This window comes from Glutamicibacter sp., assembly GCF_032154645.1.
GTDB lineage: Bacteria > Actinomycetota > Actinomycetes > Actinomycetales > Micrococcaceae > Glutamicibacter.
The window spans coordinates 67,719-82,614 of record NZ_JALDXV010000012.1 but is presented as its reverse complement, the minus strand read 5'-3'; the positions used below and the strand labels follow the sequence as shown (position 1 = coordinate 82,614).

The following is a 14,896-nucleotide window of genomic DNA, read 5'->3' as shown; positions in this document are numbered from 1 at the left end:
TTGCCCGTATCAAATGGAGCGGAATTGCACGCCGTGATCCGTATTAAGCCGATATCGGCTTAATACGGACCTCGGAACGCAGTATACCTTGGATGCGTTTCAGGCGTGGTGCACTGAGCATGAGGGCGGCAGTCCACGGGCCGCACCGGCGTGTGTTGGGATAACGCCGTGGCGGAGTCGACCTTCTCTACGATTAAGAATGAAATGTTCCATAGCGGGCTTTGGCCAGCCGGGTGGCGGCCAGGACTGCGGTGATGGAGTATATCGAGGTTTGGTTACAACCGGAAGCGTCCGCATTCCAGTAATGGTGGGATCAGTCCTCAGACGGTGTTGGATGCGTATGCGGCCAAGAATTTTTTGGCTCTTGTGGCCTGAGTTTAGTTAGAAAAAATCATAGATTGTGTCTCAAAAACTTGACCAATTCATTGTTCGTCCCGAATACTGCGACAGAAGGTCGTCGGTTCTTGAATGCATAATACGAGCTCACCGCGATCTGTACACGGGTTCCTTTTAACGCGTGGATAATTTGCTCGACCTCGAGTTCGTCTTTGTGATGATCGATAAATCGAAGATTACTATGAAGAGCAGCAAGAGCTCTCGCCGCGAAGAATGTCGCTGCAATCTTCAAGATTTCGTTGGCTCGTTTGGTTTCGGCTAGTCCGGCCCGCAGGCGCTTATTCTCAGCTTCCAAGTCGATGGACTGCGCTGGTGTTGTTGCTCCGCTGTTCTTGTAGTTGTGGTTGCATACCCAGGTACGTAGTGTTTCGCTGCTCAGCCCCGCTCTATGGCAACGCGTCGGATAGCGCCAGTAGCTGTGCTTGGATCGGCCTGCGCATGGATCACTAGATCAACGGCGCGAGTTTTGAATTCATCAGTGTATTTGATTGGCAAGCGAGAAGTGTTCTTTTTCAATTTCCTTGCCTTTATTTAGACCCGGTACGATCCACAATACGTCAGCTCAAAGCGGTGCGAGACAATCCCAATTCCATGGTGTCTGTCTACCGCGATGTGCCCTTCTGGCATTGAAGCAATCAACACTGGAGACTGGGTAACCCTGTCTCGTGACTACGCTGAACAGTACGCGATGGATGATTCGGATCCAGAAAAGGACTGGCCGGTGATTGAATACCAGGTGCCGGTATCCACAGTGTTCACCGACGGCAATGATTCGGCAGAGTACTTCTACACTGACTCAGTTTTGTCGATGGCCGCTGTACATGACCAGAAGCCAACCTTCGAGCCGTCAAATGATGATTTCATCACGAAGGCTACCGCTGACAACGACGACTTTGCTTCGTCTGCCATTCGATCGATTCGGACGACTTCGGCGAAGGTCGGCTTCCTTGCCCTGATAGTTCTGTGGACTAGGCTCCGGTAATCGAGATCGCCGAAGAGCTGATGGTTCCAAACGAGCCCGCGTAGGTAACTACCGCAGTAATTGTTCCAGTCACGTTTCCGCGGAAACTCACTGTGGTGCCGCCTTCTGGAACGATGTAAGTGTAGGTTGTCACAGTACCATTGATATGCGTAGCTACGAGAGTTGCACCCGTGGTTGTAATTCCGTCGACGGCTCCTCCATTTACACTGGTAACCCGGATGCTCATTGAAGTTCCTGAAGGGAATGGTACTGGCTGAAAATTTTTATCAATTAAGTGAGTCTCGAAGCCTCGGTCGGCCTGGCCGGTTTGGCCGAAAACGCTTATTGCTACGTCAGTTGGATCTGCTGGAACGCCGCTTGCTGAAGCCAGTGGCACGGCGGTAGCAGCGGCAATTACGGGGACAGCCCAAGCTGCGCCCTTAACAACGGTGCGTCGATCTACGTTGGGATTGGTTCGGTACTCAGTCATAGGAAATCTCCCTTAGTGGTATGAATCACGACTCTCAGGGCAGGCGTATCTTGCATGTAAGAAATCGTTTGAACTTCATGGACTTACCAATAAAGCTAGGAGTGATTTGCGGTGCTTAAGTGCACTAATGTCAATACTTGCGTAGTGCCCAAGATTTTTTGAGGGTTTGCGGGTCCGCAATTAGGTAGGACGGATTCCGCGCAATGCGCGAAAGCGTGAACTTAGGAATCCTTCCCACCTCGAACTGTCGTGCAGACTCCCAGCACGGAGGGGTATAGAGGAAGAAGGAGAGGCAATGACATGTGCCGCTCCGGTCACGTCACGCGCTATCAGTTATCTAAGCCTGCAAATCACCGACTACAAGATTTAGCTGCTTCTTTGCATTGGAAACTGGTGCTGCTAGCGAAGAAGGATGAAGTCTGAGTTCTAGGTCCAACATCTTCTCACATTGAGTAATTGGGCGGCACTTAGCTTTTGTAAAGGTACGATTGCCTGCATGATAGGTCGAGAACGAGAGTTAGAAGATTCTTTAAGCTACTTGTCGTCTGGTGTCGATGTAATCATTACTGGAGAACCGGGTAGTGGAAGAACCACGTTGCTTTCAAAAATTGAACAAATGCTACTTGGCGAAGAGTTTGGTGTCATCAGAATTGCTGCAGACCGAATTCAACAAAGATCGTTCAGTTCTCTGGTGAATAGCAAAACTAGACCCTCTAGAGTTGTCACCGCAAAGTCACAATTTGCAGGTCAAATACTGCAAGATTGCACCATTGATAACATCGTCGACTTGGCCCAAAAAAAGAGCCTCGTGGCGATAATTGATAACTCCGATACGCTCGATCAAGCAACATGGCGAACAGTGATTTCGGCACGTGCCTTGGCTGATTTTCGAATATTGTCGTCTCAGCTGCCGTTTACCGAATCACTATTTGACGAGGCCATTCATCGACGCCTGCGCGCCTACACGATATATCTTTCTCCGATGAGTCATGGCGTGCTGGAATCATTGCTGGTCTCGCGGGCCGGGGCTCCTCTTGACTCGACCTGTATGAACTCAATTTTCGCCAAAAGCGGGGGATTACCAGGTCTTGCTCTAGGGATGCTTGACGTTGGGATCCGCGAGGGTGCAATCGTGAATGTGAATGGTATTTGGAGAAAGCGCGGTCAGTTGTGGTCGTCAACTCTCCAACGCCTAATGGAAAGACAAATCACGGTACATAACGAGGAGTTATACGAAGCACTAAGGCTCCTTAGCCTCTCCGGACCGGTAACGATTGAAGAAGCTTCCAGGCTGATTGGGCAGAAGCATCTTGAGCTTCTTGAAGCCAAAGGAATGCTGAAGTTCGAGAATGATAATGATGATCTCATCGCAACCGTTACTCCTCCACTTATTGCAGAGCACTATAGATATTCCTCATTCCGAGCCCCTTTGCGAAGGCTTGGTACGGCTGACTTGTCGAGCGGCAAGGGAGATTTCAGCAATCCAGTTTCTGGCAAGGAATGCTCGGTACCAGACCCGGATGCACTTTTTGTTCGAAATGTTCAAGAAAAAGTGCGGAATCAACTGCATCGGTCTAAAGAAAAATGGAAAGAAACAGGCGACCCCCGCGATCGGTTGGATTATGCCAGGGCTTTGAGCCGCAGTAACGCTCCCACACAACATTTAGTTGAAGTATTTAACGCAGGTAACGAAGAAACCACTCTGATTAACGCTCAGATTTTGGAGTTGCAAGGAAACTGGATCTCTACAGAATACGGAGTAGAGGAATCCATTTCATTTCTAAAGCAGAAATACTCAACTTCAGATGTTGAATATGCTGCTTTGCTGAAGGCAGCGGAGGTGCGGTTGCGCCTTGACAAGCTAGGATATGACGGAGATATTGAAAAAGATCTACCGGTCAAGCCTTCATTGCGAGAAGAAGTCCAAATTGAACTTCGATATGTACGATCTCTTGCGATGCTATCAGCCGGACGAGTATACGATGCGGGTCAAGAGCTCGCTGGCCTCGATGACGCAGTTCCGCACTTCCGTTGGTCAGATATTGCGATGATGAGAGGCCTTTATCTTTTGGGTATTGGCAACCATCGAGAGGCTACTTCTCTTGCCTATAGGGTGATGCAGCGTGCCCGCGAGTCACTTGATCCAAAGGCTATCCAGGGCGCCTGCTTTCTAGCAGGCTGGTGCCAGCTTATCGCGGGACACTATAGCGAGGTGGCGAAGTTCGTAGAGACAGCTTTGGCTACCGTTACCCCACGGGGTTTACCAACGTCGCCTTTGCTGGGCTTGTTATGCATGGGTAGCGTCGTTGCTGGTCGAACTGGAAATTTCGAACTGGCTGAACTGCGGCTTAAGAACGCTGAACAGCTCCCAGTTCAAGATGGGCCATTGCCCACAATGTCTGTAGCTCTCCCCAAAGGACAACTTGCACTTGCCGCAGGGGAAGCTGATCGGGCAATTGAAATCATTCAAACCGGATCTGAGCAGCTATGGCAACGTGGCTCGAAATGGGCGGCAGTACAAGGCTGGCTAATTGAGCTAGAGCTAAAACCGAGCATTACTCGATTAACAGAACTAAAACCTCGATTAGAGAGTGTCCAAGGTGAATTCACTGCTGCACTTATGGCCTATGTTGAAGGTCTGGCATACAAAGATGCTGAGCTTATTCTCAAGACTGCCCCACGTCTATTGGCAACAGGACGTGTTGGAATTGCCATAAATGCCTACAATGAAGCCGCTGCGCTGTATGCGAAACTAGGAAAGCCAGATGAATCTGAAAGCGCTAGAAATGAGGCACTGGGGTTGATTTCTACTCTTCCTCCAGGTACGTACGACACCGCTCGTTTTTGCGGAATCGGTGTCGCGTTAACGAAGCGAGAGTTACAATTAGCGCAATTGGCTGCGAGTGGATGGACAAATGCCCAGATAGCTGACGAGCTCGTTCTGAGCGTTAGAACCGTGGAGAGCCATCTTCGAAGAGCAATGAAGAAAGCTAATTTGACGAACCGAGGACAATGGAAAGAATTCTTGGAAAATAGGACGTTGAGATAGTTTCATGCAGTCGCTTTTCCCTGCAGGAACTCGAGTGGGTATTGTCTAGAGCGTATCCCGCTTAAGTGCGCCAATGTAAACTTGCAAAAAGCAGCTTTCGAGATACGCAAATTTCGGCAAAATATGCATTATCAATGCAATTCTCTACTGCTCTTATTGGCTAAGCCTTGGATTTAAGGCTACTTCTTACATGCAAGCAAGTGTTTGTTTCAAGATTCGTGATTCATTCCGCCAAATGAGATCCAGGCCCACGGGGAAAGGGATAAAGCAATAAAGAAGAAATCTGTAATACCGTATTTTCTCCTAGCCTTTTTGATGGCCATAACTAGATTTACTGGACTCGCCACAAAAGCCAAATAACTGCACCGAGCGTTCGCTACCTATCCGGACGCTATCACCGATGTATCCGTCTTTCGTTTCGATAACAGCGACGGTGTCTAGACCCTCAACGACGCACAAGCTGCCGATGGGCTAGGCAGTCCCATAGGTAGCTCAACTACGGCTTTGGTTTCGATGAAGGGCCGCGAGGTTACTAGACCTGATTACTGCTCTGCATTGTTCATCATGCCCGGTGACGCTCTAAAAGGTGAGCACGCGCCGCGCACCGAAAGTCGCGAACGTAGCAGTTGCAGGATTAAGCAATCACCGAGTTCTTCCGCTGCAATTGTGTTTTGCTGAGTATTATTTTTAGCGCTCGCGCACCACGCGCGTCTCATCCCAGACTGGCTCGGAAGACTCATAAACCTTCCCATCGGAGCCGAAGACCAGGAAGCGGTCGAAGCCCCGAGCGAACCAGCGGTCGTGGGTGACTGCCAGCACCGTGCCTTCGAACGCGTCGATGGCGCGTTCCAGTGCCTCGCCCGAATGCAGGTCGAGGTTGTCGGTGGGCTCGTCGAGCAGCAGCAGGGTGGCGCCCGAGAGCTGCAGCAGTAGGATCTGGAAACGTGCCTGCTGGCCGCCGGAGAGCGATTCGAACTTCTGCTCCGACTGGCCTGCCAGACCATAGCTGTCCAAAGCCCCAGCCGCAGCCTCGCGAGGCAGGCCCGACCGGTGCTCGTCGCCGCGGTGCAGGATATCGAGCAGGGTGCGTCCGAACAGGTCTGGGCGCGAGTGGGTCTGCGCGAAATATCCCGGGCGGATGCGGGCGCCGAGCTTCACGCTTCCTTCATGCGGCACCGATTCGATGACTACATCTGAGACCGGCAGGTGTTCCTTGTCCGGGTCGCTGCCACCCGAGGCCAACAGCCGCAGGAAGTGAGACTTGCCCGAGCCGTTGGAACCGAGCACGCCGACGCGGTCGCCGAACCAGATCTCCGTGGAGAACGGTTTCATTAGCCCGGAGAGTTCAAGGTTTTCGGCCACCACCGCACGCTTGGCGGTGCGTCCACCCTTGAGCCGCATGTTGACATTCTGTTCCAGCGGGATCGCCTGCGGCGGGCCAGCCTCCAAGAACTTCTCGAGTCGGGTCGTGGCCGCCTGATAGCGGTTGGCCATGTCCGAACGGAACGCCGCCTTGGTCTTGTACATGTTCACGAGCTCCTTGAGCTTCGCATGCTCTTCATCCCAGCGCTTACGCAGTTCTTCGAAGCGTTCGTTGCGTTCCTTACGCGCCTCCACATAAGAGCCAAAGGCTCCGCCGTGCACCCATGCGGTGGCGCCGCCGTGCCCGGGCTCAAGTGTGACGATTCGGGTTGCGGCGTTGTTCAGCAGCTCGCGGTCGTGGCTGATGAACAGGACGGTCTTCGGCGAGCGCGTCATGGTTTCCTCCAGCCAGCGCTTGCCCGGAACATCCAGATAGTTATCCGGCTCGTCGAGCAGGAGCAGCTCGTCGTTGCCTTCGAAGAGGGCCTCAAGAACCAGGCGCTTCTGTTCGCCGCCGGAGAGCGTGCGCGCCAAACGGTCGGAGGCCTGGTCGAATTCCACGCCCAGGGCAGCCATGCAGACCTTGTCCCAGGTGGTTTCCAGTTCGTAGCCTCCGGCGTCGCCCCATTCGATAATTGCCTCGGCGTAGCGCATGTGGACTTTTTCATCGTCGCTGGTGAGCATCTGGGCTTCGTATTTGGCGACCTTTGCCGCCGCCTCGGCCAGCTGCGGGGCAGCGGTGGAGAGCAGCAGGTCCCTAACCGTCGATTCATCGCGCACCTGGCCGACGAACTGGCGCATGATGCCCATGGTGCCGGTGCGGTTGATTGATCCTTCGTCGGCCTTGAGATCGCCAGAAATGATCTTGAACAGCGTGGTTTTGCCGGTGCCGTTGGGGCCGATCAGTGCGGTCTTGGAGCCGGCGGTGACCTTGAAAGTCACGCCGCCGAGGAGTTGGGTGCCGTCGGAGAGGAAATATTGGATGTCGGTTACGTCGATATGAGCCACCACGTCATCCTATCGGTGTATTGGATTTCCGTGCAGTTCTCGGAATTCAGCACACTGCTCCAACGTGAAAAGCAGCGCGTAGGAATCTGCGGGAAAGTTGGTTGCGGCGCTTGGCGGCGCCTAAGCCGAGTGGATGCGCCAGAAATAAAGCACGGTGTCGGCATCAGCAAGTTCTTTGGGCCTGTTGCCGCCGTCCCTTGCTAGGATCGCGAATATGAAGATCAGCGTCCACATGGCTATTTCGGACTACGCTTGCTGTGGCGAGGACCTATGGCTTGGAAAGCAAGTATCCTGGCCGGTTGCCTCGGTGGTCGAGGATCAATCTCAGCAGTTTGTCCTCGACAGCCATGAGCAGTGTTCCGAGAACGGCGCCGACGTCGTCGTGGTCGTGGGCAAGGTTGAAAAGATCCGCGTGCTCCGGGAGCAGCGCGGAACTAAGGTGTGGACCGAACCTGCCCGCTTGATCCACAGCATGGACGTCGACGCAGATGAGTTACAAATTGACCTCGATGTGCCCGATGGGCTGCGGCGGCCTGAACCCTTCAGTTGGTCCGAGATCGACTACGATGCCCAGGCCGAGGAAGCCCAGCGCGTGGATGATGCTTATCGGCGCGCCGAACAGGAATTCATCGAAACCGAGCTGCACAATCGGCTCATGGTGCTGGGACGCCAAGCAGCCGAGCTTCTGGGGCCCAGGCTGCATGTGCGCGCCGATGAACTGGGCGGGCTGTCCATTTCAGGGCCTGGAAGCCATGGGACGTGCTGGGGGATCGGAGTTGCCAGCGGAATCGACCAAGATGTTGATGACTATGTGATTTTGGAGGTCGGCGTCCAGGAGTGGCAGCTGGATCTGAGCGGAAGGGTCATTGATCTGCTTGCTGGCGTGGTCAACGCCCTAGCAGCGCAGCGCGTACGCAGTAGGACAGAGAAAACTCCGCCGGATCAAATTCTGGATCACGGCGGAGCGCTCTGGGTGTAGCCGCTGGCTACTGGTACTTGTAGAAGCCTTCTCCGGTGGCCTGTCCCAGCTTGCCCTTGTCGATGTACTCGGTCTTCAGCAGGGCGGCGAATTTCTTGTTCGTCTCATCTCCCATGGAAGAGATGTTGTAGGCGGTGTTCAGACCCACGATGTCGTAGATCTCGAAGGGGCCCTTGGGCGCGCCGGTGGCGATCTTCCAGGTTTTGTCGATGGTCGGAACGTCAGCCACGCCGTTGACCAACAATCCACTGGCCGCCTGCAGGAGCGGCACAAGCAGGGAATTGAGCACGTACCCCGGCTGTTCCTTGAGCACGCGGATCGGCACCAGCCCGGTGCGTTCAGCGAAATCTACTACCGCCTCATAGGCTTCCTCGCCGGTCTGTGCGGTGCCCATGACTTCACCGGTGTTGTTCTTCCACACCTCGTTGGCGTAGTGCAGGGCAAGGAATTTCTCCGGACGCTTGGTGTGCGGAGCGATCATTGAGGGAAGCAGCGTTGAGGAGTTCGTGGCGAATACCGTACGTTCGGGGGCAACCTGCGCAAGGCGTTCATAGGTATCCTGTTTGATCTGCAGCGCCTCCGGCACGGCCTCGATGACGAGGTCGGCGTCCTTGACGGCTTCGGCAAGATCGGTGGTGAGTAGGATTGAGTCGCGCGCCGCCTGCGCCTTGGTGAGGTCGCCGCCGTCGAAGAATTCGGCATAGCGCGTGACCAGTAGATCCAGGCGTTTGGAGGCCGTCTCCAGTGCAGCTTCGTTGATGTCATATCCGGTCACCGGCAGGCCGTGGTAGGCGGTCTGGAAGATGATCTGTGAACCGAGAACACCGGTGCCAAGTACCGTGGTGTTATTCAAGATCATGATGTCGCTCTTTTCCTGCCGGCACATGTCGGCATGTCCCAATGCAGCGGGCTGTTCCCACTGACCATGCTTATTACTAGCTAGTAATAAGAGTCTGCTCCCGCAGGACAGCGGAAGCAACTAAGTGTGAGCAGCTGTACTTAACTTGGGTGCGAAAGTCGGGAGTAAACAGTTAGGGGAACACCGTGTAGTGTTCCCCTAACTGGCAAATTCTAGAATGAAGCTGCGGTTATGCTGCCTTCTTCTTTGCGACCACGGCCACGGCGGCAACGGTAATCAGCGCAATAATGACAATGTTGCGGCCCTTGCGCGACTTCTTTGGAGTCAACGACTTCTGGGCGCTCTTCACGGCGCTCTCAACCGATGCGCGGGTGCGCTTTGCGGCTTTTGACTTGCCGGTGACGCTCTCGATGAGGCTGGCTCCCGCATTGCCGATAGCTTCGGCATTGACACCGGAAATTGCGTTGGTCCAGCTTTCACGAAGCTCCGCTGGCACTTCCTCCTTGGCCGACTTGGCCAGCTTGGTAAGTGACTTTTCAACTTCCTTGAAGCTCTTGCTAGTCTTCGACATTTCTTCCTCTCGGTTCCCGCGTCCGTACATTGAACGCTGTAGGGTCACAATGCCACCCTATCTAGCCTGAGAGACGCGCTCAAGCACATCGGTTGTGCTTCACGCGAACTTTCAGCCGATGCATCAGTCGTGCCTAGTTTGGCGACGACTGATCCCGACCGGTATTTGGGTGCGAGCGCAACGCCCTAATCCTGGTGCGCAGCGCACTGACTAGACAGAGCAGCAGTAATAGGGTGGCGACCGTTGAGACGGTGGCGAACAGCGGCGAGGCTTCCTGCCAGGTGATCCGGTCCAGCGTGATCCAGAAGACCACCCACAGCGCGCCGGCGTTCACATAGATTCCCAGTGCCTGCTTAAAGGTGGCAACGCAGAGCACCAGGCAGAGGATCAACAAGATGAAGGCTGCGGCTCCCTTGAACATGATTTGTTGCGGGTCGGGACCCAGCAGCGCGATCCAGGTGACCAGCTCAGCTAGGACGATAATTCCCAGCCAACCTGTGAATAGGCCAAAGCTGGCCCGGGTGATCCAACGGTCCATGTTGCTGCACAATCTGGTGCGGCTGATCATGATGTCGATCATGATCAGCGTCGCCAGCAATCCGATGGCGCACAACAGGCTTGGGCCGACGCGATCGCGCTGCAGCAGCTGGAGCCACAGAGCGTTGAGCACCACGACGAGCAGCACCCACGGCCTGAGCCTTCCGTGCAGCTGGGTGTGTCTGGCCGTTGGTGTGCACTGCCACACCGCGTAGACGGCAAGGCCCACCATCAAGCCGAGCCAGGGGACCTGCCCTGCGATTGGAACTGCCATGACCGTGGCGTCTCGTTCGAACAATCCATGTGCGGTAGGGCCCATATGGGCACCGTAGAGAATCCCGGTGCCGAAAACTGCCCAGACTAGGCCCGCAAATACTGCCACGGCGTAGCAGATCGACACTAGTGGCGTCGCATTTTGATGCGCCTTGGCCATGGTTTCCCTCGGTATGTTTGCTGATCTCGAGTCTGAACCTACCACGCTGCATGAATGAAAGCTTGTCGGCACGTCGCAGGCGATAAGCTGGATGGATGAAGCAAACAGCCAACTGGGTCCGCAACGCCATTTCTCTGCTGGACGCGGATGCCAACCGCAGCGCAGACACCCACCTTCACCGCTTCGAATTGCCCAAGGCCTGGGGGATCGAGCTGTACCTGAAGGATGAATCGGTGCACCCCACCGGCTCATTGAAGCACCGGCTGGCGCGTTCGCTGATTCTCTACGGCCTGGTCAATGGAAAGATCCACGAAGGCACCACGCTCGTCGAGGCATCCAGCGGTTCCACGGCCGTGTCCGAGGCCTACTTCGCGCGTATGCTGGGCCTTGCCTTCATCGCCGTGGTCCCCAAGTCCACGAGCACGGAAAAGATCGAGCTGATCGAGTTCTACGGCGGACAGTGCCACCTGGTCGATGAGGCGGGGCAGGTTAACCAGGCGGCGCGTGAGCTGGCCGAAAACAACAACGGCTACTACCTGGACCAGTTCACCTTTGCCGAAAGGGCCACCGACTGGCGCGGGAACAACAATATCGCCGAATCGGTCTTTGCGCAGATGAGCGCGGAACGGTATCCGATCCCGAGCTGGATCGTCGTCGGCGCCGGCACCGGCGGCACCAGCGCAACCTTCGGCCGCTTCGTCCGCTATAAGCAGCACGACACCCAGATTGCCGTCGCAGACCCGGAGGGCTCGTCCTTCTATGAGGGGTGGCGCACCGGGGACATGGGCTATTGCACCGGCAAGGGGTCGCGCATCGAGGGCATCGGTCGGCCCACGGTGGAGCCGTCCTTCGTCCCGGGGGTCATCGACCACATGATCCAGGTTCCCGACGCTGGTTCCCTGGCGGCCATGCGCTTGCTGCGCGCCAAAACCCGGTACTACGCCGGAGGCTCCACCGGCACCAATCTCTACGCGGCCTTCGAACTGATCGCAGGCATGCTCGCCCGCGGAGAACAGGGCAGCATCGTCACGTTGATCTGCGACTCCGGCGAGCGCTACGCCAACACCTACTACAACGATGCGTGGCTCGATGCCCAAGGGCTGGACCTGGCTCCGCACACCGCGGCCCTTGAAAAGTTCCTGGCCGACGGCAGCTGGGAACAGGCAGCCTTATAACCGCTATGGCTGCGAACGCAGGGTCGGCATCAGGCCCACTGTCTTCTTGCGCTGGTGGACCGAGAAATAGGCAAGGCCCTGCGTTCCTGCCACAAACCTGCGGCGCGATCCGGCTGGCAGGTAGATGATGTCACCGGGCTCAAGCTCGATGTCATCCGCCTCGGTATGCAGGATCCCGCCGCCGGCAAATACATGCAGCAATACGTCCAGCGCCGGCCCCTCGTGCTCGCCGATTTCGCTGCCCGCCGCCAGATGGATGACGTTGGCATCCAGGTCGCGCTGCTGCGGTTCAAGACGCCACTGCGCTCCGTCCGCAGCGCCGAAAGACAGGCGGTTGGTATTTGCCATCTTCGCCGGATGCCCATATGACTGGTTCAAAGCGTTCCCCTTTAGCCTCGGATTTCTGCCCTTGCATCTTTGAATCTATCCCAGTGCCGGCGCCCTGACACAGTCGTAGGATGGAAGCATGACCGATGACCGCTCCGTCGCCGCCGCGCGGGCCCAAACCCAGGCTGATTTCGCCGCTAACCTCGCATCCGTCCGCTCCAGGATCGCGAAGGCAGAAGCCGCAGCGGGGCGGCAGCTCGGAAGCGTGAGGCTGCTGCCGGTCACCAAGACCGTCCCTTCGCAGCGCCTGCGCCTTGCCATCGCCGCCGGCATCGACTGGTTGGGGGAGAACAAGGTCCAGGAGGCCGCGCAGAAATCCGAGGAACTGGCAGACATCCCCGGGCTGAAATACTCGGTAATCGGCCACCTGCAGACCAACAAGGCCAAACATGTTGCCCGCTTCGCCCACGAATTCCAGGCGTTGGACAACCTCCGCCAGGCCGAAGCGTTGCAGCGCCGGCTGGAAGTCGAAGACCGGGTACTGGATGTCTTCGTCCAGATCAACACCTCGGGGGAAGAATCCAAGTTCGGCCTGCCCCCACAGCAGGCGGCAGGGGTCGCCACCCAGCTGCCGGCCTTCGACCGCTTGAACGTCAAGGGACTGATGACCCTGGCGATCTTCTCCACCGACCAGGCAGCGGTGCGCCGCTGCTTCCAGACGCTTCGCGCGGTGCGGGAGGTGGTGCGGGACAAGGATGAGCGCATCGTCGAACTGTCCATGGGGATGAGCGGCGACTTTGAGCTGGCCATTGAAGAAGGAGCGACGGTAGTCCGCGTGGGCCAGGGGATCTTCGGCGCCCGCGCCCTGCCGGACTCGCACTACTGGCCTGGGTTCGCCAACTGAGAATCTCGACACCCTGGGTGATCTGCAAGAACAAGTAGCCAGTGCCCGGCAGGCGAAGTAGTCTGACAAGTGATAACACCACTGTTACTACAGGAGACGCCTTGCCTAACGTTGCAGAACACATCATTGACCAATTCGATGCTCAGGGTATCCGCCGCATCTACGGGGTCCCGGGGGACTCGCTGAACGGACTGACCGATGCTCTGCGTGAAAACGGGACTATCGAATGGGTGCACCACCGACACGAAGAAGGCGCCGCTTTCGCCGCCGCAGCGGAGGCGGAGATCACCGGAGAGATCGCCGTCTGCGTCGGATCCTGCGGTCCGGGCAACCTGCACCTGATCAACGGCCTGTACGATGCCAACCGCTCGCGGGTCCCGGTGCTTGCCATTGCGGCGCACATCCCCACCGATGAAATCGGCTCGAACTACTTCCAGGAAACCCACCCGGTGGAGATCTTCCGTGGCTGCTCGGTGTACGCCGAACAGGTCTCGGATCCCAAGCAGATGCCCCGCATGCTGCGCATCGCCATGCGCGAAGCCATAGAGAAGCGCGGTGTTGCAGTTCTGGTGATTTCCGGGGACGTGGCGTTGGCGGAGATGGAACGCGCCGAGCCGCAGAAAATTCTCAAGGCCAATCCGCGGGTGCTGCCCAGCGAAGAAGAGCTGGAACAGGTCGCGGAAGTCCTTGAAAGCTCCAAGAAGGTGACCATCCTTGCCGGGGCCGGCGTAGCGGGAGCCCACGACGAGGTCATCGCCCTGGCAGACAAGCTGGCGGCGCCCATCGTCCACGCCATGCGCGGCAAGGAGCACATCGAATACGACAACCCCTTCGACGTCGGCATGACAGGTTTGCTCGGCTTCGCCTCCGGGGCCAAGGCCATCGCCGAGTGCGATGTGCTGCTGATGCTGGGCACCGACTTCCCCTACCAGCAGTTTTATCCGCAGCAGGCGAGAATCATTCAGGTAGACATCCGAGGCGAACAGATCGGCCGACGCACCAGGGTGGACTACCCGCTGGTCGGCACCGTCAAGGACACCGCGGCGGCGCTGATTGAGATGCTGCCAACGCAGACCAAGCGCAAACACCTGGACAACGCCTTGGAGCACTACCGCAAGACCCGCACCAAGCTCGATGAGCTGGCCACGCCGTCCAAGGACGGTGCTGCCATCCACCCGCAGTACCTTGCACGGCTCATCGATCAGGCGGCGGACCAGGACGCCATCTTCACCGCCGACGTCGGCTCTCCGGTGATCTGGGCCGCCCGCTACCTGAGCATGACAGGGGACCGTCGAGTCCTCGGATCCTTCAACCACGGCTCCATGGCCAACGCCCTGTGCCACGCACTGGGAGCGCAGGCGGTGGACCGCAAGCGCCAGGTCATAGCCTTCGCCGGAGACGGCGGCCTGACCATGATGCTCGGTGAGCTGCTCACGGCAACGCAGAACAAGCTGCCGGTTAAGGTAGTCGTCTTCAACAACTCCTCTTTGAATTTCGTGGAGCTGGAAATGAAGGCCGCCGGCTTCGTCACCTATGCCACCGATCTGCAGAATCCCGATTTCGGGGCGGTCGCCAACGCGTCGGGTCTCAAGGGCTACCGGGTGACAAACGCCTCCGCGCTGCCCGCCACCATCAAGGAGTTCCTGGCCCATGACGGACCCGCGGTTCTAGACGTCGTTACCGACAGGCAGGAGTTGTCGATGCCGCCGGCCATCAAGCTGGAGCAGGCCAAGGGCTTCGCGCTCTACGCCATTCGCACGGTGCTCTCGGGGCGCGGCGATGAACTGCTGGATCTCGCCAAAACCAATTGGCGTCAAATGTTCTAGGGATAAATTGCCTATGCTT

At 56.9% G+C, this 14,896-nt stretch carries 12 protein-coding genes and 1 pseudogene; 7 read left to right on the top strand and 6 right to left on the bottom strand.

All coding sequences use genetic code 11. The features are described 5' to 3' along the window. Positions 1-61: 61 nt before the first annotated feature. A pseudogene (locus RUH64_RS11345) lies at positions 62-375 on the top strand (integrase core domain-containing protein); the annotation flags it as partial. Positions 376-1,006: 631 nt separating this feature from the next. Further along, the gene (locus RUH64_RS11340; protein ID WP_313813449.1) at positions 1,007-1,378 is read left to right on the top strand and encodes a hypothetical protein; all 372 of its coding nucleotides are present in this window, start codon (positions 1,007-1,009) and stop codon (positions 1,376-1,378) included. On the opposite strand, the gene RUH64_RS11335 is transcribed toward RUH64_RS11340, so the two are convergent. Next, entirely contained in the window at positions 1,365-1,847 is a 483-nt protein-coding gene (locus RUH64_RS11335; RefSeq protein ID WP_313813448.1) for a hypothetical protein, read from the bottom strand. The two genes, RUH64_RS11340 and RUH64_RS11335, sit on opposite strands and share 14 nt — an antisense overlap. A gap of 496 nt (positions 1,848-2,343) precedes the next feature. Here RUH64_RS11335 and RUH64_RS11330 point away from each other — a divergent pair, with 496 nt between their 5' ends. Then, complete coding sequence (locus tag RUH64_RS11330) at positions 2,344-4,896, top strand: LuxR C-terminal-related transcriptional regulator (RefSeq protein WP_313813447.1); 2,553 nt, start codon at positions 2,344-2,346, stop codon at positions 4,894-4,896. A 687-nt stretch (positions 4,897-5,583) separates the two neighbouring features. Here RUH64_RS11330 and RUH64_RS11325 read toward each other — a convergent pair. Beyond that, on the bottom strand, positions 5,584-7,266 hold the full coding sequence (locus tag RUH64_RS11325; protein WP_313813446.1) for an ATP-binding cassette domain-containing protein: 1,683 nt from the start codon (positions 7,264-7,266) through the stop codon (positions 5,584-5,586). 214 nt (positions 7,267-7,480) lie between these two features. Between RUH64_RS11325 and RUH64_RS11320 the strand changes: the two genes are divergently transcribed. Continuing rightward, positions 7,481-8,245, top strand: coding sequence for a DUF6578 domain-containing protein (locus tag RUH64_RS11320; protein WP_313813444.1), 765 nt, complete (start codon positions 7,481-7,483; stop codon positions 8,243-8,245). A 7-nt stretch (positions 8,246-8,252) separates the two neighbouring features. On the opposite strand, the gene RUH64_RS11315 is transcribed toward RUH64_RS11320, so the two are convergent. From RUH64_RS11315 to RUH64_RS11305, 3 genes are all read right to left on the bottom strand, one after another. Next, positions 8,253-9,107 (bottom strand): 3-hydroxyacyl-CoA dehydrogenase, encoded by an 855-nt coding sequence (locus tag RUH64_RS11315; protein WP_396276010.1) that lies wholly within the window; start codon positions 9,105-9,107, stop codon positions 8,253-8,255. Between the two features lie 226 nt (positions 9,108-9,333). Then, complete coding sequence (locus RUH64_RS11310) at positions 9,334-9,675, bottom strand: hypothetical protein (protein WP_313813442.1); 342 nt, start codon at positions 9,673-9,675, stop codon at positions 9,334-9,336. Between the two features lie 133 nt (positions 9,676-9,808). Beyond that, on the bottom strand, positions 9,809-10,645 hold the full coding sequence (locus tag RUH64_RS11305; RefSeq protein ID WP_313813441.1) for a hypothetical protein: 837 nt from the start codon (positions 10,643-10,645) through the stop codon (positions 9,809-9,811). A 95-nt stretch (positions 10,646-10,740) separates the two neighbouring features. Here RUH64_RS11305 and RUH64_RS11300 point away from each other — a divergent pair, with 95 nt between their 5' ends. Then, positions 10,741-11,820, top strand: a complete 1,080-nt coding sequence (locus tag RUH64_RS11300; RefSeq protein ID WP_313813439.1) for a PLP-dependent cysteine synthase family protein — start codon at positions 10,741-10,743, stop codon at positions 11,818-11,820. Between the two features lie 3 nt (positions 11,821-11,823). Here RUH64_RS11300 and RUH64_RS11295 read toward each other — a convergent pair whose 3' ends face one another. Continuing rightward, positions 11,824-12,198, bottom strand: coding sequence for a cupin domain-containing protein (locus RUH64_RS11295; protein WP_313813438.1), 375 nt, complete (start codon positions 12,196-12,198; stop codon positions 11,824-11,826). Positions 12,199-12,286: 88 nt separating this feature from the next. Here RUH64_RS11295 and RUH64_RS11290 point away from each other — a divergent pair, with 88 nt between their 5' ends. After that, entirely contained in the window at positions 12,287-13,051 is a 765-nt protein-coding gene (locus RUH64_RS11290) for a YggS family pyridoxal phosphate-dependent enzyme (RefSeq protein ID WP_313813437.1), read from the top strand. Between the two features lie 101 nt (positions 13,052-13,152). Beyond that, positions 13,153-14,877, top strand: a complete 1,725-nt coding sequence (gene poxB / locus RUH64_RS11285; RefSeq protein ID WP_313813436.1) for a ubiquinone-dependent pyruvate dehydrogenase — start codon at positions 13,153-13,155, stop codon at positions 14,875-14,877. Positions 14,878-14,896 lie beyond the last annotated feature (19 nt).

Excerpts from the sequence above, each read along its gene's own strand:
- RUH64_RS11340 (WP_313813449.1), top strand. The coding sequence starts at position 1,007 with ATGTGCCCTTCTGGCATTGAAGCAATCAACACTGGAGACTGGGTAACC.
- RUH64_RS11335 (WP_313813448.1), bottom strand. The coding sequence starts at position 1,847 with ATGACTGAGTACCGAACCAATCCCAACGTAGATCGACGCACCGTTGTT.
- RUH64_RS11330 (WP_313813447.1), top strand. The coding sequence starts at position 2,344 with ATGATAGGTCGAGAACGAGAGTTAGAAGATTCTTTAAGCTACTTGTCG.
- RUH64_RS11320 (WP_313813444.1), top strand. The coding sequence starts at position 7,481 with ATGAAGATCAGCGTCCACATGGCTATTTCGGACTACGCTTGCTGTGGC.
- RUH64_RS11310 (WP_313813442.1), bottom strand. The coding sequence starts at position 9,675 with ATGTCGAAGACTAGCAAGAGCTTCAAGGAAGTTGAAAAGTCACTTACC.
- RUH64_RS11305 (WP_313813441.1), bottom strand. The coding sequence starts at position 10,645 with ATGGCCAAGGCGCATCAAAATGCGACGCCACTAGTGTCGATCTGCTAC.
- RUH64_RS11300 (WP_313813439.1), top strand. The coding sequence starts at position 10,741 with ATGAAGCAAACAGCCAACTGGGTCCGCAACGCCATTTCTCTGCTGGAC.
- RUH64_RS11290 (WP_313813437.1), top strand. The coding sequence starts at position 12,287 with ATGACCGATGACCGCTCCGTCGCCGCCGCGCGGGCCCAAACCCAGGCT.